The sequence below is a fragment of the Enterobacter sp. BIDMC 29 genome (genome assembly GCF_019378755.1).
GTDB lineage: Bacteria > Pseudomonadota > Gammaproteobacteria > Enterobacterales > Enterobacteriaceae > Enterobacter > Enterobacter ludwigii.
The window spans coordinates 17,888-44,127 of sequence record NZ_CP080000.1; the positions used below are offsets into that span (position 1 = coordinate 17,888).

Here is a 26,240-nt window from a genome sequence, read left to right on the forward strand (position 1 = left end):
AATGACAATGCGTAATTCTCTTTTGACCGTACTGGGAAGTGTTATGTTGCTTGGCGCGGCGCTGCCCGCCCATTCTGAAAGTGTACTGCGAATTGGTCTGGGGGCGGATCCGGACATGCTCGATCCGCATCTTGCGCGCACCTATTATGGCCGTTTCGTCTTTGCGTCTCTGTGCGACCGGCTGGTGGACGTGGATGAGCATCTGAAAGTGGTTCCCGGCCTGGCGAAATCGTGGGCCTGGAGTGACGACGGCAAAACGCTGACCATGGATCTGCGTGAAGGTGTGACCTTCCATGACGGTGAAAAATTTGACGCTGCCGCGGCAAAATACAACCTCGACCGCGCGCTGACGTTAAAAGGTTCGCTGCGTAAAAGTGAAATCTCGTCCGTTGAGTCCGTTGAGGTGACAGGCCCGATGCAGATTGCCCTGCATCTGAAAACACCTGATGCCGCACTGCTGATGCAGCTTACCGATCGCGCCGGGGCGATGATGGCACCCGACGCCGCAAAAAAACCTGACTTTGCCGCCCATCCGGTCTGCTCTGGCCCCTATAAGTTCGACAGCCGCGTCTCGCAGGACCGTATCGTTTTGACGCGTTTTGACAACTACTGGAACAAAGGCGCTTACCACTTCGACAAAATTATTTATCTGCCGATCCCGGATGCTTCCGTGCGTCTGGCTAACCTGCGTGCAGGGGATCTTGATCTGACGGAAGGCATTGCCGCAAGCGACGTGAAAACCGTAGAAGCCGACAGCAAACTGGCGCTGGCGAAGGTGACCGGTCTGGGTTATCAGGGCATTACCTTCAATATCAATAACGGAAAGGTCCCGGCGAACGATCCGTTTAAGGATGCCCGCGTGCGTGAGGCATTTTCACAGGCAATCGATCGCGATGCGTTAAATCAGGTGGTCTTCGAGGGGCTGTACACCCCGGCAAACCAGGCGTTTTCTACCGTAAGTCCGTATCACGTTAACCTGCCGGTGCCACCACGCGATGTCGACAAAGCCAAAGCGCTGTTGAAAGCGGCAGGCATCACTACGCCGCTGAATGTCAATCTGCTGGTGCCCAACAACCCAACTTCACAGCAGGTCGGTCAGGTACTGCAGGCGATGGTCGCAGAGGCTGGCTTTAACCTGAACCTGCAAATGACCGAGTTCGCCACGCTGCTCGACCGCCAGCAAAGCGGTGATTATCAGCTGAGCTTCTCTGGCTGGTCGGGTCGTCCGGATCCGGATGGCAGCATCTACGGCTTCATTAACAGCAAAGGCACCCTTAACGACGGTCGTTACAGTAACGCGCAGGTGGATGAATGGCTAACGCAGGCGCGCCTGAGCAACGACAAAGCCGTCCGTCAGCCGCTGTACGACAAGGTGGTGAAACAGCTGCAGACGGATATGCCCATCGCCTACCTCTATTTTGAACCGCGTATTTTTGGTCTGAACAAGAGCGTGCAGGGCTTTAAACCGTATCCGGACGGCATTGTGCGTCTGGCTGGCCTGACGCTGGCGAAATAACTGGCCTGAGGAGAACCCATGCTGGAACTGATTTGCAAACGTCTGCTGCTGGCCATCCCGACCTTACTGCTGGTGAGCATGATGGTGTTTGGCCTGCAAAAACTGCTGCCCGGCGATCCGCTGATCGCCATGGCCGGGGAGGAGCGCGATCCGGCGGTGATCGCCCAGCTGCGTGCTGAGCTCAATCTCGATGCGCCCATCCCTGTGCAGTACTTCAACTGGCTGACGCGCGCGCTGCAGGGCGATCTTGGTGTCTCCTTACGCACTCACGAGCCGGTCACCCAGCTCATTGCCAGCAAACTGCCGGTGACGCTGGAGCTGTCGCTGCTGGCGATGATCATCGCGCTGGTGTTTGGCATCAGCATGGGGATCCTCGCGGCGGTCAACAAAAACAGCTGGGTCGATCACGGTGCCAACTTTGTGGCGATCTCGGGGATCTCGATACCGCATTTCTGGCTCGGGATCCTGTTGATTCTGGTCTTCTCGGTCAATCTGCAATGGCTGCCAGCGTCGGGATTCGTGCCGTTTAGTGAAGATCCGATCCAGAACCTGCGTACGCTGTTGTTGCCTGCCTCGGTACTGGGAACGGGGCTGGCGGCCACGCTGATGCGCCATACCCGCGCCTCCATGATCGCGGTAATGAAGGCCGATTACATCCGCACCGCACGGGCTAAAGGGCTGTTGCCAAAGGCGGTGATTTTAAAGCATGCGTTTCGCAATGCGCTGGTTCCGGTGATCACCCTGACCACGCTGCTGTTCGGCGAACTGCTGGGGGGCGCGGTACTGACCGAACAGGTCTTCACCATTCCAGGGTTCGGCAAGATGATCGTCGATTCGGTCTTTAACCGTGACTATGCGGTGGTGCAGGGGGTGGTGCTTATCGTGGCGATCGGTTTCCTGCTGCTGAACCTGCTGGCCGACGTGCTTTACGTTCTTATCAACCCGAAAATGCGAGGTTAAGCATGGCGGATCTGACAACTCAAACCATTGCCGCGGTTCAGCCCCGTGCACAGAACCGGGTGCTGAAGAAATTTCTCGCCAATAAAAGCGCGGTGATGGGGGCCGTAGTGGTGGGCTTTTTTGTGCTGGTGGCACTGCTGGCGCCGTGGATCGCGCCTTTTGATCCGGTGAAAGCCAATTTCCTGGCGGTGCGTAAAGCGCCTTCAGCGATGTACTGGTTTGGGACCGATGAACTGGGCCGCGATATTTTGTCCCGCATTATCTGGGGGGCGAGAACGTCGTTGATGGCTGGCTGTATGTCGGTGGTGATCGCCGTGGTCATTGGTGTTCCGCTGGGGCTGGTGGCGGGTTACTTCCAGAAGATGTGGGACGGCGTGATCTCGCGTTTTATTGAAGCGCTGCTGGCCTGTCCGTTCCTGATCATGGCGATCGCGCTCGGGGCGTTTCTGGGCCCAAGCCTGACCAACGCCATGATCGCCATTGGCCTCTCCGCAATGCCGATCTTCGCCCGCCTGACGCGCGGCCAGGTGATCGCCATTCGCAACGAAGAGTATATCGACGGCGCGAGGGCGATTGGCCTGCCGGATCGCTGGATCATCATTAAGTATGTGCTGCCCAATGTGATGTCTCCGATTCTGGTGCAGGCCACGCTGGCCATTGCCTCGGCAATCATTGCTGAAGCCAGCCTGTCATTTCTGGGGTTAGGCCAGCAGCCGCCGAACCCGTCATGGGGCTCAATGCTTAATACCGCAAAAGGTTTCCTTGAGCAGGCTCCATGGATGTCTGTGTTCCCCGGTGTGGCGATTTTTCTTGCCGTGCAGGGCTTTAATTTACTCGGCGACGGGCTGCGCGATGCGCTCGATCCGCGCCATGACTAAGGAGTCATGATGACCAAAGCGCTTGATTTCACTTCCGGTTACGATTCACGACGCCCGCCGATGATGGGCCACAACGCCGTGGCGACATCTCAGCCGCTGGCGGCCCAGGCGGGAATGAAAATGCTGCAGCTCGGCGGGAACGCGGTTGATGCGGCGGTTGCAACCGCCATGGCGTTGACGGTGGTTGAACCCACCGGCAACGGTATTGGCAGCGATGCCTTTGCCATCGTCTGGGATGGTGAAAAACTCCACGGCCTGAACGCCTCTGGCCGCTCGCCTGCCAGCTGGCATGCGGATCTGTTTGCCGGTAAAACCGCGGTGCCAGAAATTGGCTGGGACGCCGTCACCGTGCCGGGTGCGGTATCGGGCTGGGTGGCGCTGGCAGAACGTTTTGGCACGCTGCCGCTCACTACGCTGGCGCAACCGGCCATCGAGTACGCGCGTAACGGTTTTCCGGTCTCCCCGTTGATTGGCCATCTCTGGCAGCGGGGTTATAACAAGCTGAAAGATCAGCCAGGCTTTAGCGCCTGCTTTGCACCGGAAGGGCGTGCTCCTCGGGTTGGCGAGATCTTCCGTAACCCGGCGCAGGCTCATTCGCTGGAGCTGATTGCCAGAACCAACGGTGAAGCGTTTTACCGCGGCGAGCTGGCGCAGAAAATTGCCGCTTTCGCGAAAGAGCATGGTGCGCACCTGACGGCAGAGGATTTGGCCAATCATCGTGTGGACTGGGTAGAACTGCTGTCGCGTGATTTTGCCGGTGGTTCGGTGCAGGAGCTGCCGCCAAACGGGCAGGGCATCGCCACGCTGATTGCGCTCGGTATTCTGGAGCAGTGTGGAATTGAAAAACATCATCCGGATTCCGTGCAGTCGCTTCATCTGTCTATTGAGGCGATGAAACTGGCGCTGGCGGATCTCGATCGCTACGTCGCTGATGAAGAACACATGGAGTTCGCGGCCCAGGCGTTGCTGAGCGATCGTTATCTGGCGTCGCGCGCGGCGCTTATCGACCCCGATAACGCCTCCGATTTCGTCTACGGTTCGCCGACGCAGAGCGGCACGGTCTACCTGAGCGCTGCAGATTCCAGCGGTATGATGATCTCCTTTATTCAGTCCAACTATATGGGCTTTGGATCCGGGATTGTGGTGCCGGAGACCGGGATCAGTCTGCAAAACCGCGGCTGTGGCTTTGTGCTGGATCCAAACCATCCGAATGCGCTGGCGGGCAGTAAGCGTCCGTTCCACACCATCATTCCGGGCTTTGCGATGGACGGCAACGGCAAACCGCTGATGTCCTTTGGTGTCATGGGCGGGCCAATGCAGGCGCAGGGGCATATGCAGATGGCGCTGCGCATCATGCTGCACGGGCAAAACCCACAGGCGGCAATTGATGCGCCTCGCTGGCGCGTGGTGCAGGGCAGGGAAGTGATCGTCGAATCGACGTTCGATCGCAATACTATCGCCGCACTGCGTGAGCGCGGGCACCAGATCGTGGTGGAAGATCCGCTCCAGGATTACAACTTCGGCGGCGCGCAGGTGATTTATCGTATGCCGGAAGGGCACTATGTGGCGGCGACAGAGAGCCGCAAAGACGGGCAGGCGCTGGTGAGTTAATGATGTCCCCTCCCTCTACCTGTGAGAGGGAGGGGAAACCGTTATCCAATGCTAAAGGGATCCGCATCCTGCCAGGCCGGAAACTTCTCGCGATATTCCTTCAGGGCCGTCAGTGACAACTCAGCATCAATGCGCGTTGCCTGATGCGGCTCGGCGGTGGCAATAATTTCACCCTGCGGGTTCACCACCCGGCTATCCCCCCGATAATGATGCCCGTTGCCATCGGTCCCCACGCGGTTACAGCCGACCACATACGCCTGGTTTTCAATGGCGCGTGCGACCAGCAGCGACTGCCAGTGCAGTGAGCGCGGGGCAGGCCAGTTGGCGACATACAGCGCCAGGTCGTAATCGTTGCGGTTGCGTGACCACACCGGGAAGCGCAGGTCGTAGCAAACCAGCGGCAGAATACGCCAGCCGCGCCATTCGAACACCACGCGTGTATCACCCGCTTCATAGTGATGATGTTCATCTGCCATGCGGAACAGGTGGCGTTTATCATAAAACTGCACTTTCCCTTCCGGCTCGACCAGCAGGAAGCGGTTGACCGGCCCGCGTTCGGTTTGCAGCGCAGCGCTGCCGGCAATCAGCGCATTGGTTTGCTGCGCTTTGGCGTGCATCCAGGCGACCACCTCTTGCTGTGGCATTGACTGTTGCGCCGCTTCCATGGCGAAGCCGGTAGTGAACATCTCCGGCAGGACAATCACATCACGCCCGGTAATGCCTTCCAGTTGACGATCAAAGTGGCGCAGGTTGGCAGGGCCGTCCATCCACACTAAAGGTTGCTGCAAAATCGAAATCTTCAGACCAGGCACAATTCAGACTCCTCAAACGACCACTTTTTGACACTGTAGCACGACATAAAGAGAAAATGTGGCAATAAAAAACCCCGCGCGTGGCGGGGTTTGTAGAAGCGAAACGCGTTATGCAGCTTCAGGTTTGCGGACCTTCTCCGGCAGCTTTACCGGCTGTGTCGCCAGCTCATCCGGGTCGAAATCATCCACGTTAATGCTGCGCAGACGGCTCTCTTCGGCTTTCACCAGCAGAGCGGCTTCATCATTGTTGATGATCCCGCCCGTCAGGGCCTGTTTCGCCAGTTCATCCAGGCGGGTGAACGGCAGGTTTTTGCCCAGCTGTTTGCAGATCTTCTGGTGGATGGGATCGGCAGCCATCACGTCCAGCAGCGCTTCTTCCAGCAGACCAACCGGGTTATGCGGCGTGGGAGCCAGATACTGACCGCGGCCGATACGGGAACGGGTTGCGCTCGGTACCTGCAGGATCTTCGCCACTTTGTGATCCAGTTTGTCAGACGGCGCCAGATGATGACGACCGGTCGGGAAGATCACCACGCGAAGGGCACCTGCAACAAAGCGGTTCGGGAAGTTCGCCAGCAGATCGTCAATGGCCTGTTCCGCCTGATACATCGCATCCTGAACACCCCAGTGAACCAGCGGCAGATCGGCTTCCTGACGGCCTTCATCGTCGTAGCGTTTCAGGACCGCAGAGGCGAGGAAGATTTGGCTCAGCACATCACCCAGACGGGCAGAGATACGCTCACGACGCTTCAGGCTACCGCCCAGCACCGCCATAGAAACATCTGACAGCAGAGCGAGGTTAGCACTCAGGCGGTTAAGATGCTGGTAATAACGCTTGGTCGCATCACCGGTTGGCGTGGCGCTGGTAAGACCGCGCGTCAGACCCAGCCAGAAGCTGCGTACTTTATTACTGCCCACGTGACCGATATGTTTGAACAGCAGCTTGTCGAAGGCATCCACGTCGTTATTCTGCGCGGCGGCCATCTCTTCCAGCACATAAGGATGGCAACGGATTGCCCCCTGGCCGAAGATCATCATGCTGCGGGTCAGGATGTTTGCCCCTTCAACGGTGATGGCAATCGGTGCGCCCTGGTAGCCGCGCGCCAGGAAGTTGCCCTCGCCGAGCATAATGCCTTTACCGCCCGCGATATCCATTGCATCAATGATTGACTGCTGTGCGCGGTGGGTACAGTGATACTTCACGATAGCTGACAGCACGGCCGGTTTTTCGCCCAGCATAATGCCGTAGGTAATCAGGGAGGCGGCAGCATCCATCACGTAGGCGTTACCTGCGATACGTGCCAGCGGCTCTTCGATCCCTTCCATCTTGCCGATAGAGATTTTGAACTGACGGCGGATATGGGCGTATGCACCAATCCCCATCGCGACAGATTTCAAACCACCGGTCGAGTTCGACGGCAGGGTAATACCACGGCCAACCGACAGACATTCCACCAGCATGCGCCAGCCCTGACCGGCCATTTTTGGACCACCGATGATGTAATCAATCGGTACAAAGATATCCTTGCCGCGGGTTGGGCCGTTCTGGAACGGTACGTTCAGCGGGAAGTGGCGACGACCAATTTCAACGCCTGGGGTGGAGGTTGGGATCAGCGCGCAGGTAATGCCCAGATCTTCTTCACCGCCCAGCAGTTTTTCCGGATCGGAGAGCTTAAAGGCCAGGCCCAGCACGGTCGCGATAGGGGCGAGCGTAATATAACGTTTGTTCCAGGTCAGGCGCATACCCAGCACCTGTTGGCCCTGCCATTCACCCATGCAGACGACGCCGGTATCCGGGATCGCACCCGCATCGGAGCCCGCTTCCGGGCTGGTCAGCGCGAAGCACGGAATTTCCTGGCCGCGTGCCAGACGCGGCAGGTAGTGATCTTTCTGCTCTTCGGTACCGTAGTGTTGCAGCAGTTCACCCGGGCCTAACGAGTTCGGCACGCCAACGGTGATCGCCAGGATCCCAGAAACGCCTGCCAGTTTTTGCAGGACGCGTGCCTGAGCGTAAGCGGAAAACTCCAGACCGCCGTACTCTTTCTTAATGATCATCGCGAAGAAGCGGTGTTCTTTCAGATAAGCCCACAGTTCTGGCGGCAGGTCCGCCATTTCATGGGTAATCGCGAAGTCATTTGCCATGCGGCACGCTTCTTCCACCGGACCATCAATAAAGGCCTGTTCTTCAGCGGTCAGACGCGGTTGCGGATAGTTGTGCAGCTTTTTCCAGTCCGGGTTGCCCTGGAACAGGTCGCCTTCCCACCAGGTGGTACCGGCATCAATCGCTTCTTTCTCCGTACGCGACATGGGCGGCATCACTTTGCGGAAGCCTTTGAACACCGGCGCGGAGATCATCGATTTACGCATCGGCGTAAAGTTAAACGGCAGAAGAATGATAGCCAGCGGGACTAAAAGCCAGATATTCCACAGGCCAGCGACGCCAAGCGCAGCCGTCCAGGCCAGCAGAATCAGACTGCTCAGGAATAAACTCACCCGGTGATAGAACAGCACACCGAGCAGAACAACGGTTGCGAGAATGCTCAAAATCATCATAAAGAAAAGCTCCCTTGCTTGTAGGAGGTCTGACCACTTGTGATGATATGGTTGTAGTTGATGTTATTTCCTTTAGCAATGTGTTTACAAAATAATTACAACCTGGTTCACATTGTTCAGGTTTAAGCCGGCACGAAAACGCAAAACGCCAGACGATTCGCATGGCTTTAGCTTCTCGCTTTTCCCGCTATCCGGTACACTCCACTGTGTTATTTCATCAATACTGAAGGATTATCCTCATGTACCAGGATCTTATTCGTAACGAACTGAACGAAGCGGCGGAAACGCTGGCTAACTTTCTGAAAGATGATGCCAATATTCACGCTATTCAGCGCGCAGCGGTCCTGCTGGCCGACAGTTTCAAGGCCGGCGGTAAAGTGCTCTCCTGTGGTAACGGTGGTTCCCACTGTGATGCGATGCACTTTGCAGAAGAGCTGACCGGGCGTTATCGTGAAAACCGTCCGGGCTACCCGGCGATTGCGATTTCCGATGTGAGCCACATTTCCTGCGTCAGTAACGATTTTGGTTATGACTATATTTTCTCTCGCTACGTTGAAGCCGTGGGCCGTGAAGGTGACGTGCTGCTGGGTATTTCGACGTCCGGAAACTCGGCTAACGTGATCAAAGCGATTGCCGCAGCGCGTGAAAAAGGGATGAAAGTCATCACCCTGACCGGTAAAGATGGCGGTAAGATGGACGGTACGGCGGATATCGAAATCCGTGTTCCACACTTCGGTTATGCTGACCGTATTCAGGAAATTCACATCAAAGTGATCCACATCCTGATCCAGCTGATCGAAAAAGAGATGGTTAAGTAAGACTTCGCTGGGGGCATGATTGCCCCCGCTGTTGTGGAGGTGATGTATGTGCGAATTGCTCGGGATGAGCGCCAATGTGCCAACCGATATCTGCTTTAGCTTCACCGGGCTCGTTCAGCGCGGCGGGGGCACCGGGCCGCATAAAGACGGCTGGGGCATTACCTTCTACGAAGGCAAAGGATGTCGCACATTCAAAGATCCCCAGCCCAGCTTTAATTCCCCGATTGCCAGACTGGTGCAGGACTATCCCATTAAGTCCCGCTCGGTGATTGCCCACATCCGTCAGGCAAACCGTGGGGAAGTGGCGCTGGAAAATACCCACCCGTTCACCCGCGAGCTGTGGGGCCGTCACTGGACCTACGCGCACAATGGCCAGCTCTCCGGCTACAAGTCGCTGGAGACGGGCAATTTCCGTCCGGTCGGTGAGACCGACAGCGAAAAAGCGTTTTGCTGGCTGCTGCACAAGCTGACGCAGCGTTATCCGCGCACGCCCGGCAACATGACCGCCGTCTTCAAATACATTGCGTCGCTGGCATCAGAACTGCGTGAGAAGGGCGTGTTCAACATGCTGCTGTCTGACGGGCGTTATGTGATGGCGTTCTGTTCGACCAATCTGTTCTGGATCACGCGCCGCGCGCCGTTTGGCGTCGCCAAGCTGCTCGATCAGGATGTGGAAATTGATTTTCAACGAGAGACCACACCGAATGATGTGGTCACAGTGATCGCGACCCAGCCGCTGACGGGCAACGAAACCTGGCAAAAGATTATGCCAGGCGAGTGGGTCTTATTTTGTCTCGGGGACCGAGTAGTTTGATGCCAGCTGCGGCTGGACGACTTCGTGGCTCAGCGGCTTGCTGACCACATAGCGGCCATCGACAACCGAGACAACCGGCGGCTTGTGCGTCTGCTCAAAGTAGTCGTAACCCGGTTTCAGCTGTTTCCAGAAATCCGCGTAGTAGGAATACTTGTGACGCGCCATGTTGGCATCGGTCATGCGGAACGGGTAGATGCTGACCTGAACGTTCGGCTGACCAAAGACCAGTGCGCCGGTGACAAACTGGAAAATCTCATCAATGCCGGTATCGGTCATCGCATAACAGCCGATAGACACGCATGCACCGTGGATCATCAGGTATTTGCCTTCATAACCGTGGGCACGGTCATAGGCGTTCGGGAAGCCAATGTTAATGGCTTTATAGAAGCGGCTGTCAGGTTTTAGCTGGCTACGCTGAACGTTGTAAAACCCTTCCGGACTTTTGAAATCGCCCTGACGCTGTTTTGGCCCCAGACCACCGGAGTAGTTACAAATCTTGTAACTATCAAGCAGCTGATATGTCTCGCCCATTTTTACAAACAGATCGAGTGTGCGTTCTTCCTTGAAGATTTGAATATAAACCGGTGATCCCATTAACTGCTGTTTATATTCTTTGCTGACCGGCGTGGTTGAGCTATTGCTGCTGAGCAGCCCGGCAAACGATACGCACGGAATCAGGAGCATCGCAATGAACAATGCGATTTTACGCATACTACTAGTTCCTTGATAAAACTAAGACCAAATTGCCAGGACGGCAAAAGAGACCCGAAATCAGATTATTCTGTTAGGTGCGCTCACATTAGCACCGCCATAGATTTTCGCAAGAGCCGGGCGGTGAGTTTACAAATTAGTTTTACTTTATAAACCATCAAAATCGCGTTGGCTCCAGGAACTTTGCGTAATACCTCGCACTTTAGCGCCTGCAACCGAGGTTTTGGTGCCCGAAAAACAGTGAAAATGGTACACTTCGCCCCCTCTGGATTGAAGTTCATGGAAGCTTGCTAACCACATGTTTAAAATCAGAAAAGGACTTGATCTGCCGATTGCAGGCGTGCCCGAGCCGCACGTTTCGCCTGGTGCAAGTGTCCGCCATGTCGCCATTTTGGGCGATGACTACCTGGGAATGCGTCCCTCAATGCTGGTGCAGGAAGGCGATCGCGTCATTAAAGGACAGGCGCTCTTCGAGGACAAAAAAAATCCTGGCGTTATGTTTACGGCCCCCGCGAGCGGTACCGTGGTGGCAATCAATCGCGGTGAACGTCGCGTCCTGCAGTCGGTGGTTATCCGTATTGAAGGCGACGAACAACGTGAGTTTTCCCGTTTCGACGCAGCAGACCTCGCCGCCCTGAGCCGGGAAGCCGTTCAGGCACAACTGCTGGCGTCCGGCTTGTGGGCGGCGTTTCGCACGCGACCTTTCAGCAAATCGCCTGTTCCGGACACGCTTCCGGCCGCTATTTTCGTCACCGCCATTGATACTAACCCGCTCAGCGCGGACCCGGAGCCCATTATTCTGGCGCAGCGTAACGCGTTTGATGCCGGGCTAACCGTGTTAACCCGTCTGACCTCGGGGAAGGTCCACGTCTGTCAGGCGGGCGGCGGCAAACTCGGGGGCCATCCGCAGGGGCAAGTTACGTTTAATACGTTTGCAGGTCCGCACCCGGCGGGGTTAGTCGGAACGCATATCCACTTCCTGGAGCCGGTGAGCCTGACGAAACAGGTCTGGCATCTGAATTATCAGGACGTGATTGCCATAGGTAAGCTATTTACTACCGGTGAACTGTGCTCTGAACGGGTGATCGCCCTCGGCGGGCCACGGGCAGCAAATCCACGCCTGGTGAAAACGCTGCTGGGTGCGGACATTAATGAACTGCTTGCCGGTGAAACGAAAGAGGGTGAAAACCGCCTGATTTCCGGCTCGGTGCTCAGTGGCCGTCATGCGGCTGGCGCGCAGGCGTATCTTGGGCGCTTCCACCTGCAGGTCAGTGTGGTTCTGGAAGGTCGCGAGAAAGAGCTGTTCGGCTGGGTTCTGCCGGGCGCTGAGAAGTATTCCGTGACCCGCACCACCCTTGGGCACTTCCTGCGTCGCAAACTCTTTAATTTCTCGACCAGCACCCACGGCGGAGAGCGCGCCATGGTTCCGATTGGCAACTACGAGCGCGTTATGCCGCTGGATATTCTGCCAACTCTGCTGCTGCGCGATCTGCTGGCCGGCGACACCGACAGTGCCCAGGCGCTGGGGTGCCTCGAGCTTGACGAAGAAGATCTGGCGCTCTGTACCTATGTCTGTCCGGGAAAATACGAATATGGACCGGTATTGCGCGAGGTGTTAACCCGCATTGAGCAGGAAGGATAACTGATGGGCTTAAAACACCTCTTTGAAAAAATAGAGCCGCACTTTACGCACGGGAAGCTCAGGAAGTACTACCCGCTGTATGAAGCAACGGCGACCATTTTCTACACGCCGGGGCTGGTCACAAAAGGGGCGGCACACGTCCGCGATGCTATCGACCTCAAACGAATGATGATTCTGGTCTGGTTTGCGGTCTTCCCGGCCATGTTCTGGGGTATGTACAACGTTGGCCTGCAGACCATTCCGGCGCTGCATCATTTATATGATGCCCCACAGCTGGCTCAGGTTATCCAGTCGGACTGGCACTACCGCCTGGCCCAGACGTTGGGCGTCAGCTTTGCAGCCGATGCCGGCTGGATAAGCATGATGACGCTGGGAGCCGTATTCTTCCTGCCAATCTACATCACGGTGTTTATCGTGGGGGGCTTCTGGGAAGTGCTGTTCGCCATCATTCGCAAACATGAGATCAACGAAGGCTTCTTCGTGACGTCGATTCTGTTTGCCCTGATTGTTCCACCAACGCTGCCGCTCTGGCAGGCGGCACTGGGGATCAGTTTTGGCGTGGTGATTGCCAAGGAGATCTTCGGTGGCACCGGGCGCAACTTCCTCAATCCGGCGCTGGCCGGGCGAGCTTTCCTGTTCTTTGCGTATCCGGCGCAAATCTCTGGCGACCTGGTGTGGACGGCCGCGGATGGGTTCTCGGGTGCGACGCCGCTTTCGCAGTGGGCCGCGCACGGGGGCGAAACGCTGGTTAACAACGCCACGGGTCAACCCGTGACCTGGCTGGATGCCTTTATTGGCAACATTCCCGGCTCTGTTGGGGAAGTCTCCACGCTGATGATTTTACTCGGTGGCGCCATCATTCTCTTCGGACGCGTCGCGTCGTGGCGCATTGTCGCAGGGGTAATGATTGGCATGGTGTTAACAGCCACGATGTTTAATTTCATCGGTTCCGCCACCAACCCGATGTTCTCCATGCCCTGGTACTGGCATCTGGTGCTGGGTGGGTTCGCTTTCGGCATGATGTTCATGGCCACCGATCCTGTCTCTGCGTCCTTTACCGACAAAGGTAAATGGAGCTATGGCGTGCTCATTGGTGCGATGTGTGTCCTGATTCGTGTGGTCAACCCGGCTTATCCGGAAGGGATGATGTTGGCCATTCTGTTTGCCAATCTGTTTGCGCCGCTCTTCGACTATCTGGTTGTGCGCGCCAACATTAAGCGGAGGAAAGCGCGTGGCTGAAAGCAAGAATAACGACAGCATCGGCAAAACGCTGCTGGTGGTGCTGGTCCTTTGCCTGGTCTGTTCCATTGTCGTGGCTGGCTCTGCCGTGGGATTAAAACCACGGCAACAGGAGCAGCGTGCGCTGGATAAACAACGCAACATCCTGGCTGTGGCCGGGTTAATGCAGGAAGGGATGAGTACAGACGACGTGGCTGAACTCTTCGCGGAGCGCATTTCGGCGCGTCTGGTGGATTTAAAAACCGGCCAGTTGCTGGATAAAGACCCGACGAAATTTAACCAGGCACTGGCACTGAAAGACCCTGAGATGAGCCTGACGCTGGAGGCATCGCAAGATCCCGCTGGCATCAAGCGTCGCAGTAACCTCGCCGAAATTTACCTTGTGCGCGATGAGCAGAAGCGGGTGCAGGAGGTCGTGCTGCCGATATACGGCAACGGGCTATGGTCGATGATGTACGCCTTTGTGGCACTCGATACGGATGGCCGCACGGTGAAAGGGATTACCTATTATGACCAGGGCGAAACGCCGGGGCTCGGCGGTGAGGTTGAAAACCCTAACTGGCGCGCGCAGTTTGTCGGCAAGAAAGTGCTCGACGATAACGGACTGCCTGCCCTGAAGGTGATGAAAGGGGCTGCGCGTCCGGGTGACGAATATGCCGTAGATGGGCTTTCCGGGGCAACGCTCACGTCAAAAGGGGTGCAGCACAGTTTTGATTTCTGGATGGGCGAGCTGGGCTTTGGTCCTTTCCTGAAAAACGTACGTGAAGGAGCGCTGAACAATGGCTGATACGGGTGAACTGAAAGAAGTCAAAAAGGTGCTCATCGGCCCGCTGCTGGCGAATAACCCTATTACCTTACAGGTGCTGGGAGTCTGTTCGGCGCTGGCGGTCACGACAAAACTGGAAACCGCGCTGGTCATGACCGTCGCGGTCACGCTGGTGACGGCATTTTCCAGCATGTTTATCTCCATGATCCGCCACCACATCCCGAATAGCGTGAGGATCATTGTGCAGATGGCGATCATCGCGTCGCTGGTGATTGTGGTCGATCAGCTACTGCGCGCTTTCGCGTATGAAACGTCAAAACAGCTCTCGGTGTTTGTCGGCCTGATTATCACCAACTGCATCGTGATGGGGCGTGCCGAAGCTTATGCGATGAAAATGCCTCCGCTGGCGAGCTTTATGGACGGGATCGGTAACGGTCTCGGTTACGGCGTTATCCTGCTGACCGTTGGGTTCCTGCGCGAGCTGATTGGCAGCGGTAAGCTGTTTGGCGTCACGGTGCTGGACACGGTACAAAACGGCGGCTGGTATCTGCCAAACGGACTCTTCCTGCTGGCCCCAAGCGCATTTTTCATTATCGGTTTGCTGATCTGGCTGATTCGTACCCTGAAGCCAGAACAGCAGGAAAAGGAGTAACCGACGATGGCTCATTACCTGAGTTTATTTGTGCGCGCGGTGTTTGTTGAAAACATGGCACTCGCGTTTTTCCTGGGCATGTGTACGTTTCTTGCCGTTTCCAAAAAGATATCGACGGCGTTTGGTCTGGGTGTTGCGGTCACGGTGGTGCTCGGCTTATCTGTACCGATTAACAACCTGGTGTACAACTTTGTGCTGCGCGACGGTGCGCTGGTAGACGGTGTCGATCTCAGCTTCCTGAACTTCATCACCTTTATCGGTGTGATTGCGGCGCTGGTACAAATCCTGGAGATGATCCTCGACAGGTATTTCCCGTCGCTATACAACGCACTGGGGATTTTTCTGCCGTTGATCGCGGTGAACTGCGCCATCTTTGGTGGCGTCTCGTTTATGGTTCAGCGTGATTACAACTTCAGTGAATCCGTTGTGTATGGTTTCGGCTCCGGCATCGGCTGGATGCTGGCTATCGTTACCATGGCGGGGATCCGCGAAAAAATGAAATATGCCAATGTGCCTGCGGGTTTACGTGGCTTAGGGATCACCTTTATCACCACCGGGCTGATGGCGCTGGGCTTTATGTCCTTCTCCGGTGTGCAGCTATAAGGGCTAACAGATGGAAATTATTCTTGGCGTGGTGATGTTCACGCTGATTGTACTGGTGTTGTCAGGGCTGATTCTGGCGGCACGCGCGAAGCTGGTGAATTCCGGCGACGTGGTGATTGATATCAACGGTGAGCCGCAAAACCAGATCCGCACGCCGGCGGGGGATAAACTGCTCAATACGCTCTCCGGCAACGGGATCTTTGTCTCCTCAGCCTGCGGTGGCGGTGGCTCCTGCGGTCAGTGCCGCGTCACGGTGAAAGAGGGCGGCGGGGATATTCTGCCCACTGAGCTTGCGCATATCACGAAGCGTGAGGCAAAAGAGGGCTGCCGTCTGGCCTGCCAGGTCGCGGTGCGCCAGGACATGAAAATTGAGCTGCCGGAAGAGATTTTCGGGGTCAAAAAATGGGAGTGTGAAGTTATCTCTAACGATAACAAAGCGACTTTCATTAAAGAGCTGAAGCTGCGCGTGCCGGAAGGGGAAGATGTTCCGTTCCGGGCAGGGGGATACATCCAGATTGAGTGCCCGGATCACACCGTGGCGTATGCGGACTTCGACGTTCCGGATGAGTACCGTGCCGACTGGGACAAATTCAATCTTTTCCGTTTTGTGTCTGACGTTAAAGAACCGACGCTTCGCGCCTACTCAATGGCCAACTACCCGGACGAGAAGGGCATCATTATGCTCAACGTGCGTATCGCCACGCCGCCGCCGAATGTGCCTGATGCACCCCCGGGCGTCATGTCGTCGTATATCTGGTCCCTGAAACCGGGAGATAAGGTGACCATCTCCGGTCCGTTTGGCGAGTTCTTTGCTAAAGAGACCGAGGCTGAAATGGTCTTTATCGGTGGTGGCGCGGGCATGGCACCGATGCGTTCGCACATTTTTGACCAGCTCAAGCGCCTCGGAAGCAAGCGCAAAATCAGCTTCTGGTACGGGGCACGCTCGCTGCGAGAGATGTTTTATGATGATGAGTTTGAGCAACTGGCGCGTGAAAACCCAAACTTCACCTTCCATGTGGCCCTCTCCGATCCGCAACCGGAAGATAACTGGACCGGCCACACGGGGTTCATCCACAACGTGCTTTATGAAAACTACCTCAAGCAGCATCCTGCGCCAGAGGATTGCGAATTTTACATGTGTGGGCCGCCAGTGATGAACGCTGCAGTCATTAAGATGCTAAAAGATCTGGGTGTGGAAGATGAGAACATCCTGCTGGATGACTTCGGGGGGTGATGATGCTGACGTTTCTGGCAACTTTTGCGGTTTTTTTGCTTGTTGTACTCGGCATGTCTCTGGGCTGGATCATAAAGCGTAAAAGCATTCAGGGCAGCTGTGGTGGTATCTCCGCGCTCGGGATGGAAAAAGTGTGCGACTGCCCCGAACCCTGCGACGCCCGTAAAAAACGCATGGCGCGCGAGGCCCGGCGGATCCTGTAGTGAGTCCGGTGTTTTCCCTCTTCCTGGAGGAGAGGGGAAACACACTTCTCAATCCTCATTTCTTTACTGTATACTTATCCAGTGATGAGTGAGGGCTTACTATGCGCAAAATAATCCATGTTGATATGGACTGCTTTTTTGCCGCAGTGGAGATGCGTGACAATCCGGCGCTGCGGGATATACCTATTGCGATTGGCGGTAGCCGTGTCCAGCGCGGTGTGATCAGCACCGCCAACTACCCTGCGCGCAAATTTGGCGTGCGCAGCGCTATGCCAACTGCCATGGCGCTAAAGCTGTGCCCTCATCTCACACTGCTGCCCGGCCGATTTGAAGCCTACAAAGAAGCCTCCCTGCATATCCGCGAGATCTTCTCTCGCTATACCTCGCTGATTGAACCTCTGTCACTGGACGAAGCCTACCTGGATGTCACTGACAGCCTGCACTGCCACGGCTCCGCAACGTTAATGGCGCAGGAGATCCGCCGGACTATCTTCAACGAGCTAAATCTGACCGCTTCCGCGGGCGTCGCACCGGTGAAATTTCTCGCCAAAATAGCGTCTGATTTGAATAAACCCGATGGTCAGTACGTCATCACTCCGGAAGAGGTTCCGGCGTTTTTAAAAACGCTGCCGCTCGGCAAAATCCCCGGCGTGGGGAAAGTGTCTGCTGCAAAGCTGGAAAGTATGGGATTACGGACCTGTGAAGATGTACAGCGAAGCGATCTGGCCATGCTGCTTAAGCGTTTCGGTAAGTTTGGTCGCGTGCTGTGGGAGCGCAGTCAGGGAATTGATGAGCGCAGCGTGAGCAGTGAGCGGCTGCGTAAATCGGTCGGGGTTGAACGCACGCTGATGGAAGACATCCATGACTGGTCCGAGTGTGAAGTCATTATCACTGACCAACTTTATCCCGAACTGGAGCGGCGGTTAGCGAAAGTAAAACCCGATCTGCTGATTGCCCGTCAGGGCGTTAAGCTGAAGTTCAATGATTTCCAGCAGACGACGCAGGAGCATGTCTGGCCGCGACTGAATAAAGACGATCTTATCGCCACCGCGAGAAAAGCCTGGGAAGAGCGGCGGGCAGGGCGGGGAGTGAGGCTGGTGGGGTTACACGTGACGCTGCTGGACCCGCAACTGGAGCGGCAGCTGGTATTGGGGTTATAGCAGGCGGATTTGTCAGCCCGGCAGGCAACGCGCTACCGGGCATCATACGGCGAATTACTTAGAAGGGATCGCTTTCAGCAGTTCAGTCAGCAGAGTCCAGTAATGACCCACGCTTTCAATATGAACCTGCTCATCCGGCGAGTGCGGACCGGTAATGGTTGGCCCGATAGACACCATGTCCATGTTCGGATACGGTTTCTTGAACAGACCACACTCCAGACCGGCGTGGATCACCTGAATGTTCGGGGTACTGTTGAACAGACGCTGGTAAGTTTCTCGCACCAGCGCCATCACCGGCGAACTGGCATCCGGCTGCCAGCCTGGGTAGCTACCTTTTGCGGAGGTGTGCGCACCCGCCAGTTTACCCAGAGACTCCAGCATGCTCACCACATACTCTTTACCGCTGTCGATAAGCGAGCGGATCAGGCAGATGATCTCCGCGCTGTCATCGCTCATGGTGACCACGCCCACGTTCAGGGAGGTTTCAACCACGCCTTTCGCGACGTCTGAATTACGAATCACGCCGTTTGGCGTCGCGTTCAGCAGCTGAACAAAGGCGTCACGAGACGGGGAGGTCAGCGCCGCTTTGTCGGTAGTCACGGACTCGAGCACCACGGTCAGGTTCTTCTCTTTCGCTGACAGTTCGTTTTTCAGGATATCCAGATACACGCTGGAAAGCTTTTTCAGCTCGTCAGCTTTTGCAGCGGGTACTGCCACGGTCGTGAAGGCTTCACGCGGAATGGCATTGCGCAGTGTGCCGCCGTTGAAATCCACCAGACGCAGATCCAGCTCAGCCGCGTGGCCAGCCAGGAAGCGTGCCAGCAGTTTGTTGGCGTTGCCCAGACCCAGGTGAATATCACCACCGGAGTGACCGCCTTTCAGCCCTTTCAGCGTCAGCTTGAAGGTCTGGAAACCAGCAGGGATCGCTTCGCGGGACAGTGGCAGGGTCGTGATGAAATCAATCCCGCCGGCGCAGCCCATGTAGATCTCACCCTCTTCTTCAGAGTCGGTGTTAATCAGAATGTCCGCCTGCAGCCAGTTCGCCTGCAGACCGAACGCGCCGTCCATGCCTGCTTCTTCCGTCATGGTCAGCAGCACTTCCAGCGGACCGTGCTCAACGCTGTCGTCCGCCAGGACCGCCAGAGCAGACGCCATACCAATGCCGTTATCTGCACCAAGGGTCGTGCCGCGCGCTTTCACCCAGTCGCCATCGATGTAAGGCTGGATAGGGTCTTTGGTGAAGTCGTGAACGGTGTCGTTGTTTTTCTGTGGAACCATGTCCAGGTGCGCCTGCAGCACAACCGGTTTACGGTTTTCCATGCCTGCGGTCGCCGGTTTGCGGATCAGAATGTTGCCAACCTGGTCGCGTTCAGCATGCAGACCTTTTTCCTTCGCCCAGCCCATAATATGTTCGGCAAGCTGTTCTTCATGGTAGGAAGGGTGGGGAATGGAACAGATTTTGGCAAAAATATCCCACAGTGGCTGTGGAGATAATTGAGACAGTTCAGACACGATAAGTCTCCTTGTCGATGCCCTGCAAAGCGAGTTGCAGGTCACAGGGTTAGCAGGTTAATAGTTACCACAAGACAGGCTTGCGAGATGCAACTGAGAATACCACTTTCTCCGGTGGCTGGTAGCATAAAGCATGTAAAAACTCAGGCTCCGGGCGCTAAACACTGGTTTTTAGTGCGTCAGATCTCTATAATCTCGCGCAACCTATTTCCCCCTCGAACACTTTTTAAGCCGTATACAAACAGGCTGGGACACTTCACATGAGCGAAAAATACGTCGTCACCTGGGACATGTTGCAGATTCACGCACGCAAACTGGCTGCGCGTCTGATGCCTTCCGAACAGTGGAAAGGCATTATTGCCGTCAGCCGTGGCGGTCTGGTACCGGGGGCGTTGCTGGCACGTGAGCTGGGTATTCGTCATGTCGATACCGTATGCATCTCCAGCTATGACCATGACAACCAGCGTGAGCTGACCGTGCTGAAACGTGCGGAAGGCGACGGTGAAGGCTTCATCGTTATCGACGACCTGGTTGATACCGGCGGTACCGCGGTGGCTATCCGCGAAATGTATCCAAAAGCTCACTTCGTCACCATCTTCGCGAAGCCAGCAGGCCGTCCGCTGGTTGACGATTACGTGATTGATATCCCTCAGGATACCTGGATTGAACAGCCATGGGATATGGGCGTGGTATTTGTACCGCCAATCTCTGGTCGTTAATTCTCTTACGCACTTATTTAACGCCCGGTGATACCGGGCGTTGTTTTTTTTAGTCTGGCGCGCGTTACAATGGTCTCTATATGACGTATTCATGGAGGCAACGTAATGACGCAGGCGAATCTCACCGAGACTCTCTTCAAACCCCGTTTCAAACATCCTGAAACGTCGACGCTGGTGCGCCGGTTTAATCCGGGGACCATGCCTGCCGTCCAGTCTGCATTAGACGGTAAAAACGTGCCCCACTGGTACCGCATGATTAACCGTCTGATGTGGATCTGGCGCGGTATTGATCCCCGTGAAATCCTTGATGTGCAGGCGCGTATCGTGATGAGCGAAGCCGAGCGCACCGACAGTGAACTCTACGATACGGTCGTGGGTTATCGCGGGGGAAACTGGATCTACGAATGGTCTAAACAGGCGATGCTCTGGCAGCAAAAAGCCAGCCAGGAAGAGGATGCCACGCTCAGCGGCAAACACTGGCTGCATGCGGCCAACCTCTATGCTATTGCCGCATACCCGCATTTGAAAGGTGATGAGCTGGCCGAGCAGGCTCAGGCGCTGGCGAATCGCGCCTACGAAGAGGCCGCTCAGCGCTTGCCGGGCCGGATGCGCGAGCTGGAGTTTACCATCCCGGGTGGCGCGCCCATCACCGGGTTCCTGCATATGCCAGAAGGCGAAGGCCCGTTCCCGACCGTTCTGATGTGCGGTGGGCTGGATTCACTGCAAATCGACTATTACAGCCTGTATGAGCGTTACTTCGCACCAAAAGGGATCGCGATGCTGACGCTGGATATGCCCTCAATTGGCTTTTCATCCAAATGGAAACTGACTCAGGACTCGAGTCTTCTGCACCAGCATGCATTAAAAGCGCTGGAAAACATTCCATGGGTTGACCACACGCGTGTTGCTGCATTTGGCTTCCGCTTTGGTGCCAACGTCGCCGTGCGTCTGGCTTACCTTGAAGCTTCACGCCTGAAGGCCGTCGCCTGTCTCGGTCCGGTGGTGCACGCTCTGCTCAGCGATCCGACCCGGCAGGGCCGCGTGCCGGAAATGTACCTTGATGTGTTGGCCAGCCGCCTTGGCATGCATGATGCATCAGACGAAGCGCTGCGCGTTGAACTCAATCGTTACTCGCTAAAAACGCAGGGGTTGCTGGGACGGCGTTGCCCTACGCCGATGATGTCAGGTTACTGGAAAAACGATCCCTTCAGTCCTGAAGAGGAGTCACGCTTAATCACTTCGTCATCTGCGGATGGCAAATTGCTTGAGGTACCGTTCAGCCCGGTGTACCAGAATTTTGACAAAGCATTGAGAGAGATCACACGCTGGATCGCGCAGAGATTGTGTTAATAGATTGCTAAATTTTGCTGGTTTGGTAAAACAGTGGCTTCACAAAAGGAGATCGCAATGACGTTACCGAGTGGACACCCGAAAAGTAGACTGATCAAGAAGTTTATGGCTCTCGGCCCGTATATTCGAGAAGAGCAGTGTGAAGAAAATCGCTTTTTTTTCGACTGCCTGGCTGTATGCGTCAACGTGAAGCCTGCACCCGAAAAACGTGAATTCTGGGGCTGGTGGATGAAAATGGAAGCGGAAGAAAAACGTTTTACGTATAGCTACCAGTTCGGCCTGTTTAATAAAGACGGCTACTGGCAAACAGCCCCCATCAAAGACCAGGAAGTGATCGACCGCCTGGAGCATACTTTGAAAGAGTACCTCGAAAAGGCAAGAGCACTGCTGGCCACCCTGGATCTGAAGCTTGAACCCGCGGATAACTTTTCCAGCGAAGCGGTTAAGCTGACGGCGTAATCGCGATATTTCTCTCTCTCTTCGCGAGGGATGGGGTGAGGGCAGTAAACCCGACCCCCTCCAGGCAAAAAAATCCCGGCATCTGCGCCGGGATTTTTTATTTCAACAATATCAGAACTGGTAGGTCATACCCAGAGCAACGATGTCATCGCTGCTCACGCCCAGTTTATTGTCGTCATCAATCTGGTTGATTTTATAATCAACAAACGCGGACATATTCTTGTTGAAATAATAGGTCGCGCCCACGTCGATGTATTTCACCAGATCTTCGTCACCCACACCTTCGATATCCTTGCCTTTAGACTGGACATAACCCAGGGACGGACGCAGACCGAAATCGAACTGGTATTGTGCAACAACTTCAAAGTTCTGAGCCTTATTCGCAAAACCACCCGAAATTGGGGTCATATTACGGGTTTCAGAGTACATCGCTGCCAGATAAATATCGTTAGCGTCATATTTCAGACCGGTTGCCCATGCTTCCGCTTTTTTACCTTCGCCGCGCGTCAGCAGGTTTTGTGCGTTAGTACGGTCAGAGTTGGTGTAGGCACCGCTGACGGCGAAGTCGCTGCCACCGAAGTCATAGGTCAGAGAGGTACCGAAACCGTCACCGTTCTGTTTTTTGACGTCGCGGTTTTCGTTTTTGCCCTGATACTGCAGGGTCATATCCAGGCCATCAACCGCACCGAAGAAGTCGGTGTTACGGTAGGTGGCAAGACCGCTCGCACGTTTGGTCATGAAGTTATCAGTCTGGGCTGAAGAGTCACCGCCGAACTCAGGGAACATATCGGTCCAGGCTTCAACGTCGTACAGTGCGCCCAGGTTACGACCGTAATCCAGAGAGCCAATGTCTTTCAGTTTCAGACCAGCAAACGCCAGACGCGTTTTCTGTGTAGAGTCGCTTTCTGCTTTGTTACCGGCAAATTCAGCTTCCCAACGGCCATAGCCCGTCAGCTGATCGTTAATCTGTGTTTCGCCTTTAAAACCGAAACGGACGTAAGTCTGGTCACCATCTTTAGTGTCATCATCGCTGATGTAGTGCATTGCTTTAACTTTGCCGTATACGTCCAGTTTATTACCGTTTTTATTATAAACTTCGGCTGCGTGTACAGATGTGGAAGCCACAACGCCCATTACCACTAATGCCAGTGTGCTCTTTTTCATTTTCGATCCTGTCTTATAAACGCGCTAAAAAAATTCGCTGGACGATAAGCTCATGCTTAAGTCCCGTGAAAAAACAGAAAGGGTTTTAACGTTACGCAATGAAACTTTTATGACAAATTAAGAATAATTTTAAAAAACTGTGATTTATTATTTCGGTAATAAAACTGTCAAATTTTGCCGCTACGCTTCCTGATCCCGCGCAACAAAGTGTTTCGCGATGTGCTAAGGCAGTTGGCAACGGGGCTGACACCTGTTAAAACGTTCGTTTGACATCATTTTCCCTTATCGTTGAACGGCAGAGAATCATGAGTGACAGCCAGACGCTGGTGGTAAAACTCGGTACCAGTGTTTTAACAGGCGGATCGCGCCGCCTTAATCGCGCCCACATTGTTGAGCTTGTACGTCAGTGCGCTCAGTTGCATGCCGCAGGGCATCGTATTGTAATTGTGACCTCCGGGGCGATTGCCGCCGGGCGTGAACACCTGGGTTACCCCGAACTCCCCGCGACGATCGCCTCGAAACAGCTGCTGGCCGCCGTGGGACAAAGCCGACTCATTCAACTCTGGGAACAGCTGTTTTCTATCTATGGCATCCACGTCGGGCAGATGCTGCTGACGCGTGCGGATATGGAAGACCGGGAGCGTTTCCTGAACGCGCGCGATACGCTGCGCGCGCTGCTGGATAACAACATCGTTCCCGTCATTAACGAAAACGATGCCGTTGCCACCGCTGAAATCAAAGTGGGTGATAACGATAACCTCTCGGCGCTGGCCGCAATTCTGGCAGGCGCTGATAAATTACTGCTCCTGACCGACCAGCAGGGGCTCTTCACCGCCGACCCGCGTTCAAATCCGGATGCTGAACTGATTACCGATGTACACGGTATCGACGATGCGCTACGCGCCATCGCAGGTGACAGCGTTTCAGGCCTCGGGACCGGCGGGATGGGGACCAAGCTGCAGGCTGCCGACGTGGCATGCCGTGCCGGTATCGACACCATCATTGCCGCGGGCAGCCGTCCTGGCGTGATTGGCGACGTGATGGAAGGCATCTCCGTGGGAACCCGCTTCCACGCGCAAGCCTCCCCGCTGGAGAACCGCAAACGCTGGATCTTTGGCGCACCGCCGGCAGGCGAACTCACCGTTGATGAAGGGGCGACCGCCGCAATTCTGGAAAGAGGGAGCTCATTACTTCCTAAAGGAATTAAAAGCGTGACAGGCAACTTCTCACGTGGTGAAGTGATCCGTATCCGTAATCTCGAAGGTCGTGACATCGCCCACGGCGTAAGCCGCTACAACAGCGATGCCCTGCGCCGTATTGCGGGTCACCATTCACAGCAGATCGACGCCATTCTGGGTTATGAATATGGCCCGGTTGCCGTGCATCGTGATGACATGATTATTCGTTAAGGAGCCAGAAAATGCTGGAACAAATGGGCGCAGCCGCGAAGGCCGCCTCTTACAAACTGGCGCTCCTTTCCAGCCGCGAGAAAAACCGCGTACTGGAAAAAATCGCTGATTATCTGGAATCGCAGTCGCAGGAGATTCTGCTCGCCAACGAGCAGGATCTGCTGGAAGCGCGTCGCAATGGCCTGAGCGAAGCAATGCTCGACCGCCTGGCGCTGACCCCGGCACGTCTGAAAGGCATCGCTGACGATGTCCGCCAGGTCTGCAATCTTGCCGATCCGGTAGGTCAGGTCATTGATGGTGGGCTGCTCGACAGCGGGCTGCGCCTTGAGCGTCGTCGCGTGCCGCTGGGCGTGATTGGCGTGATCTATGAAGCGCGTCCCAACGTTACGGTTGATGTCGCTTCCCTGTGCCTGAAGACCGGTAACGCCGCCATTCTGCGTGGCGGGAAAGAGACCTGGCGTACCAACGCCGCGACCGTAAACGTTATCCAGCAGGCGCTGGAGGAGTGCGGCCTGCCGGCAGGTGCCGTACAGGCAATCGAGAGCCCGGACCGTGCGCTGGTGAACGAGATGCTGCGCATGGACAAATACATCGACATGCTGATCCCACGCGGTGGCGCGGGCCTGCACAAGTTGTGCCGTGAGCAGTCGACCATCCCTGTGATCACGGGCGGTATCGGCGTGTGCCATATCGTGGTCGATGACAGTGCCGAGATTGAACCGGCGCTGAAGATTATCGTCAATGCCAAAACCCAGCGTCCAAGCACCTGTAATACGGTTGAAACGCTGCTGGTGCATCAGGGCATCGCCAATACCTTCCTGCCTGCGCTGAGCAAACAGATGGCCGAAAGCGGCGTGACGCTGCACGCGGATGCCAACGCGCTGGCACTGCTGAAAGACGGCCCGGCGACGGTGGTACCGGTGAAAGCGGAACAGTACGACGACGAGTTTTTGTCTCTGGATCTGAACGTGAAGGTGGTTGCGAGTCTTGACGATGCCATTGCTCACATCCGTGAACATGGTACCCAGCACTCGGATGCGATTCTGACGCGTACCCTGCGCAATGCCGATCGCTTTGTGAATGAGGTGGACTCCTCCGCCGTATACGTGAATGCCTCAACCCGCTTCACCGACGGTGGCCAGTTCGGCCTGGGCGCAGAAGTTGCTGTCAGCACGCAAAAACTGCATGCAAGAGGCCCGATGGGCCTGGAAGCACTGACCACCTACAAGTGGATCGGCTTCGGTGATGATACGATTCGTGCGTAAATAATCACGGGTGATGCAAAAATAGCCGTTTGATTCAAAAGGGCATTGACGCATCACCCGGTTAGATCTAACCTTTTGCCCCGTGGTTACGCTCGTAACCGGCCTTTCAGGGCCGATATAGCTCAGTTGGTAGAGCAGCGCATTCGTAATGCGAAGGTCGTAGGTTCGACTCCTATTATCGGCACCATTC

Annotated in this window: 24 protein-coding genes and 1 tRNA gene; 20 read left to right on the forward strand and 5 right to left on the reverse strand. The window is 55.6% G+C overall.

The features are described from left to right. Nucleotide 1 precedes the first annotated feature (1 nt). The 4 genes from JTA15_RS00105 to JTA15_RS00120 are packed head-to-tail and all read left to right on the forward strand — an operon-like array spanning nt 2 to nt 4,965. Nucleotides 2-1,516 (forward strand): ABC transporter substrate-binding protein, encoded by a 1,515-nt coding sequence (locus tag JTA15_RS00105; protein ID WP_025205116.1) that lies wholly within the window; start codon nt 2-4, stop codon nt 1,514-1,516. A gap of 18 nt (nt 1,517-1,534) precedes the next feature. Further along, a complete protein-coding gene (locus JTA15_RS00110) occupies nt 1,535-2,476 on the forward strand; it encodes an ABC transporter permease (RefSeq protein ID WP_020882795.1) in 942 nt (313 codons plus the stop codon). A gap of 2 nt (nt 2,477-2,478) precedes the next feature. Further along, nucleotides 2,479-3,354 carry an ABC transporter permease gene (locus JTA15_RS00115; RefSeq protein WP_193163279.1) on the forward strand — a complete coding sequence of 292 codons (876 nt, stop codon included), beginning with the start codon at nt 2,479-2,481 and terminating at the stop codon, nt 3,352-3,354. A gap of 9 nt (nt 3,355-3,363) precedes the next feature. After that, nucleotides 3,364-4,965, forward strand: coding sequence for a gamma-glutamyltransferase family protein (locus tag JTA15_RS00120; RefSeq protein WP_020882793.1), 1,602 nt, complete (start codon nt 3,364-3,366; stop codon nt 4,963-4,965). Nucleotides 4,966-5,006: 41 nt separating this feature from the next. On the opposite strand, the gene JTA15_RS00125 is transcribed toward JTA15_RS00120, so the two are convergent. Both JTA15_RS00125 and fadE read right to left on the reverse strand, forming a co-directional pair. After that, nucleotides 5,007-5,777 carry an amidohydrolase gene (locus JTA15_RS00125; RefSeq protein WP_193163278.1) on the reverse strand — a complete coding sequence of 257 codons (771 nt, stop codon included), beginning with the start codon at nt 5,775-5,777 and terminating at the stop codon, nt 5,007-5,009. Nucleotides 5,778-5,885: 108 nt separating this feature from the next. After that, entirely contained in the window at nt 5,886-8,330 is a 2,445-nt protein-coding gene (gene fadE, locus JTA15_RS00130) for an acyl-CoA dehydrogenase FadE (RefSeq protein ID WP_014168754.1), read from the reverse strand. A 239-nt stretch (nt 8,331-8,569) separates the two neighbouring features. Here fadE and lpcA point away from each other — a divergent pair, with 239 nt between their 5' ends. Beyond that, a complete protein-coding gene (gene lpcA / locus JTA15_RS00135) occupies nt 8,570-9,148 on the forward strand; it encodes a D-sedoheptulose 7-phosphate isomerase (RefSeq protein WP_014168755.1) in 579 nt (192 codons plus the stop codon). A 46-nt stretch (nt 9,149-9,194) separates the two neighbouring features. Continuing rightward, on the forward strand, nt 9,195-9,962 hold the full coding sequence (locus JTA15_RS00140; protein ID WP_014168756.1) for a class II glutamine amidotransferase: 768 nt from the start codon (nt 9,195-9,197) through the stop codon (nt 9,960-9,962). On the opposite strand, the gene dpaA is transcribed toward JTA15_RS00140, so the two are convergent. Further along, entirely contained in the window at nt 9,933-10,673 is a 741-nt protein-coding gene (gene dpaA / locus JTA15_RS00145) for a peptidoglycan meso-diaminopimelic acid protein amidase (RefSeq protein WP_014168757.1), read from the reverse strand. The genes JTA15_RS00140 and dpaA overlap by 30 nt on opposite strands. A 298-nt stretch (nt 10,674-10,971) precedes the next feature. On the opposite strand from dpaA, the gene JTA15_RS00150 reads away from it, so the two are divergent. From JTA15_RS00150 to dinB, 8 genes are all read left to right on the forward strand, one after another. Then, entirely contained in the window at nt 10,972-12,315 is a 1,344-nt protein-coding gene (locus tag JTA15_RS00150) for a Na(+)-translocating NADH-quinone reductase subunit A (protein WP_219372714.1), read from the forward strand. Nucleotides 12,316-12,318: 3 nt separating this feature from the next. Further along, nucleotides 12,319-13,554 (forward strand): NADH:ubiquinone reductase (Na(+)-transporting) subunit B, encoded by a 1,236-nt coding sequence (locus JTA15_RS00155; protein ID WP_020882790.1) that lies wholly within the window; start codon nt 12,319-12,321, stop codon nt 13,552-13,554. After that, a complete protein-coding gene (locus JTA15_RS00160) occupies nt 13,547-14,341 on the forward strand; it encodes a Na(+)-translocating NADH-quinone reductase subunit C (RefSeq protein ID WP_020882789.1) in 795 nt (264 codons plus the stop codon). The genes JTA15_RS00155 and JTA15_RS00160 overlap by 8 nt, the downstream gene beginning before the upstream one ends. After that, the gene (locus JTA15_RS00165; protein WP_025205100.1) at nt 14,334-14,972 is read left to right on the forward strand and encodes an NADH:ubiquinone reductase (Na(+)-transporting) subunit D; all 639 of its coding nucleotides are present in this window, start codon (nt 14,334-14,336) and stop codon (nt 14,970-14,972) included. The genes JTA15_RS00160 and JTA15_RS00165 overlap by 8 nt, the downstream gene beginning before the upstream one ends. 6 nt (nt 14,973-14,978) lie before the next feature. Continuing rightward, on the forward strand, nt 14,979-15,575 hold the full coding sequence (gene nqrE, locus JTA15_RS00170; RefSeq protein WP_219372715.1) for an NADH:ubiquinone reductase (Na(+)-transporting) subunit E: 597 nt from the start codon (nt 14,979-14,981) through the stop codon (nt 15,573-15,575). A 10-nt stretch (nt 15,576-15,585) separates the two neighbouring features. Further along, on the forward strand, nt 15,586-16,809 hold the full coding sequence (nqrF, locus tag JTA15_RS00175; RefSeq protein ID WP_020882788.1) for an NADH:ubiquinone reductase (Na(+)-transporting) subunit F: 1,224 nt from the start codon (nt 15,586-15,588) through the stop codon (nt 16,807-16,809). Then, nucleotides 16,809-17,012, forward strand: a complete 204-nt coding sequence (gene nqrM / locus JTA15_RS00180) for a (Na+)-NQR maturation NqrM (RefSeq protein ID WP_020882787.1) — start codon at nt 16,809-16,811, stop codon at nt 17,010-17,012. Before nqrF ends, nqrM begins: the two co-directional genes overlap by 1 nt. A 101-nt stretch (nt 17,013-17,113) precedes the next feature. Beyond that, entirely contained in the window at nt 17,114-18,172 is a 1,059-nt protein-coding gene (gene dinB, locus JTA15_RS00185; protein WP_014168765.1) for a DNA polymerase IV, read from the forward strand. 54 nt (nt 18,173-18,226) lie between these two features. Here the strand turns inward: dinB and pepD are convergent, their stop codons facing one another. Further along, nucleotides 18,227-19,684 carry a cytosol nonspecific dipeptidase gene (gene pepD / locus JTA15_RS00190; RefSeq protein ID WP_219372716.1) on the reverse strand — a complete coding sequence of 486 codons (1,458 nt, stop codon included), beginning with the start codon at nt 19,682-19,684 and terminating at the stop codon, nt 18,227-18,229. 260 nt (nt 19,685-19,944) lie between these two features. Here pepD and gpt point away from each other — a divergent pair, with 260 nt between their 5' ends. From gpt to crl, 3 genes are all read left to right on the forward strand, one after another. Continuing rightward, nucleotides 19,945-20,403 (forward strand): xanthine phosphoribosyltransferase, encoded by a 459-nt coding sequence (gene gpt, locus JTA15_RS00195; RefSeq protein WP_010427903.1) that lies wholly within the window; start codon nt 19,945-19,947, stop codon nt 20,401-20,403. 105 nt (nt 20,404-20,508) lie between these two features. Further along, nucleotides 20,509-21,753, forward strand: coding sequence for an esterase FrsA (frsA, locus tag JTA15_RS00200; RefSeq protein WP_068795178.1), 1,245 nt, complete (start codon nt 20,509-20,511; stop codon nt 21,751-21,753). A 57-nt stretch (nt 21,754-21,810) separates the two neighbouring features. Continuing rightward, entirely contained in the window at nt 21,811-22,212 is a 402-nt protein-coding gene (gene crl, locus JTA15_RS00205) for a sigma factor-binding protein Crl (RefSeq protein ID WP_219372717.1), read from the forward strand. A gap of 111 nt (nt 22,213-22,323) precedes the next feature. On the opposite strand, the gene phoE is transcribed toward crl, so the two are convergent. After that, nucleotides 22,324-23,376, reverse strand: coding sequence for a phosphoporin PhoE (phoE, locus tag JTA15_RS00210; protein ID WP_047744214.1), 1,053 nt, complete (start codon nt 23,374-23,376; stop codon nt 22,324-22,326). Nucleotides 23,377-23,681: 305 nt separating this feature from the next. Between phoE and proB the strand changes: the two genes are divergently transcribed. From proB to JTA15_RS00225, 3 genes are all read left to right on the forward strand, one after another. Continuing rightward, nucleotides 23,682-24,785, forward strand: a complete 1,104-nt coding sequence (gene proB / locus JTA15_RS00215) for a glutamate 5-kinase (protein ID WP_020882782.1) — start codon at nt 23,682-23,684, stop codon at nt 24,783-24,785. An 11-nt stretch (nt 24,786-24,796) separates the two neighbouring features. Next, entirely contained in the window at nt 24,797-26,050 is a 1,254-nt protein-coding gene (proA, locus tag JTA15_RS00220) for a glutamate-5-semialdehyde dehydrogenase (RefSeq protein ID WP_014168771.1), read from the forward strand. A gap of 111 nt (nt 26,051-26,161) precedes the next feature. Continuing rightward, nucleotides 26,162-26,237, forward strand: a tRNA-Thr gene (locus JTA15_RS00225). Nucleotides 26,238-26,240: the final 3 nt, after the last annotated feature.

Bases quoted from the DNA above. Each gene is read 5' to 3' on its own strand.
- JTA15_RS00105 (WP_025205116.1), top strand. From the start codon at position 2: ATGACAATGCGTAATTCTCTTTTGACCGTACTGGGAAGTGTTATGTTG.
- JTA15_RS00110 (WP_020882795.1), top strand. From the start codon at position 1,535: ATGCTGGAACTGATTTGCAAACGTCTGCTGCTGGCCATCCCGACCTTA.
- JTA15_RS00115 (WP_193163279.1), top strand. From the start codon at position 2,479: ATGGCGGATCTGACAACTCAAACCATTGCCGCGGTTCAGCCCCGTGCA.
- JTA15_RS00120 (WP_020882793.1), top strand. From the start codon at position 3,364: ATGACCAAAGCGCTTGATTTCACTTCCGGTTACGATTCACGACGCCCG.
- fadE (WP_014168754.1), bottom strand. From the start codon at position 8,330: ATGATGATTTTGAGCATTCTCGCAACCGTTGTTCTGCTCGGTGTGCTG.
- lpcA (WP_014168755.1), top strand. From the start codon at position 8,570: ATGTACCAGGATCTTATTCGTAACGAACTGAACGAAGCGGCGGAAACG.
- JTA15_RS00140 (WP_014168756.1), top strand. From the start codon at position 9,195: ATGTGCGAATTGCTCGGGATGAGCGCCAATGTGCCAACCGATATCTGC.
- dpaA (WP_014168757.1), bottom strand. From the start codon at position 10,673: ATGCGTAAAATCGCATTGTTCATTGCGATGCTCCTGATTCCGTGCGTA.
- JTA15_RS00150 (WP_219372714.1), top strand. From the start codon at position 10,972: ATGTTTAAAATCAGAAAAGGACTTGATCTGCCGATTGCAGGCGTGCCC.
- JTA15_RS00155 (WP_020882790.1), top strand. From the start codon at position 12,319: ATGGGCTTAAAACACCTCTTTGAAAAAATAGAGCCGCACTTTACGCAC.
- JTA15_RS00165 (WP_025205100.1), top strand. From the start codon at position 14,334: ATGGCTGATACGGGTGAACTGAAAGAAGTCAAAAAGGTGCTCATCGGC.
- nqrE (WP_219372715.1), top strand. From the start codon at position 14,979: ATGGCTCATTACCTGAGTTTATTTGTGCGCGCGGTGTTTGTTGAAAAC.
- nqrF (WP_020882788.1), top strand. From the start codon at position 15,586: ATGGAAATTATTCTTGGCGTGGTGATGTTCACGCTGATTGTACTGGTG.
- nqrM (WP_020882787.1), top strand. From the start codon at position 16,809: ATGATGCTGACGTTTCTGGCAACTTTTGCGGTTTTTTTGCTTGTTGTA.
- dinB (WP_014168765.1), top strand. From the start codon at position 17,114: ATGCGCAAAATAATCCATGTTGATATGGACTGCTTTTTTGCCGCAGTG.
- gpt (WP_010427903.1), top strand. From the start codon at position 19,945: ATGAGCGAAAAATACGTCGTCACCTGGGACATGTTGCAGATTCACGCA.
- frsA (WP_068795178.1), top strand. From the start codon at position 20,509: ATGACGCAGGCGAATCTCACCGAGACTCTCTTCAAACCCCGTTTCAAA.
- crl (WP_219372717.1), top strand. From the start codon at position 21,811: ATGACGTTACCGAGTGGACACCCGAAAAGTAGACTGATCAAGAAGTTT.
- phoE (WP_047744214.1), bottom strand. From the start codon at position 23,376: ATGAAAAAGAGCACACTGGCATTAGTGGTAATGGGCGTTGTGGCTTCC.
- proB (WP_020882782.1), top strand. From the start codon at position 23,682: ATGAGTGACAGCCAGACGCTGGTGGTAAAACTCGGTACCAGTGTTTTA.
- proA (WP_014168771.1), top strand. From the start codon at position 24,797: ATGCTGGAACAAATGGGCGCAGCCGCGAAGGCCGCCTCTTACAAACTG.